Below are 528 nucleotides of genomic sequence, written 5' to 3'. Positions count from 1 at the left end.
TGCCGCCGGTTGCCGAAGCCCTCGGCGCGCTCGAAGTCCGGGCATATCGGCGTACTGGGGGTGCGATCCTTGGTAGAAAGCCCCGAGCTTGGCGAGTACATCGCCACGGCTAGCCGGGGGCGCGGGCGAGCGTCTTCGTTCAATGCATCGGCACTGGTCGAACTGGTGGAATCGGGGGTCTTCCTCAGCGATCCGGCGCGCGCCGGCGCCGAAGTCGACGCCTTCCTTGGCGCGATCCTGGCCGCGCAGCCGGAGATCGATGTGTTCACCTTGTCGTCCACGCATCTGCCCTGGCTCGGCGATTACTTCCAGCGCTTGTTCCCCGGCAAGACCTTTGTCGATCCGGTGCGCGCATCGGTGGAAGCGCTGGCGCCCATGACGACAAGCGGTACGGGTCGGGTTGTTTGTGCCGTTACGGAGAGCCCGGGGAATACGGTATCGGCGTTTCGGGTGATGCTGGCCGCGATGCGGATTGAGTTGGAGGTGGTGGTTAGGATGTAGGGCTGTTTGCGGTTTGCGGTTTGCGGT

General features: G+C 64.6%; 1 protein-coding gene. It reads left to right on the top strand.

What is annotated here, in order from left to right; all coding sequences use genetic code 11:
* On the top strand, positions 1 to 501 hold a 501-nt coding region (locus OR16_RS44350), incomplete at its 5' end, for a hypothetical protein (RefSeq protein ID WP_006165033.1).
* Between the last annotated feature and the right edge of the window lie 27 nt (positions 502 to 528).

The organism is Cupriavidus basilensis OR16, assembly GCF_000243095.1.
Lineage (GTDB): Bacteria > Pseudomonadota > Gammaproteobacteria > Burkholderiales > Burkholderiaceae > Cupriavidus > Cupriavidus basilensis_D.
This window is presented reverse-complemented; position numbering and strand designations above follow the sequence as displayed.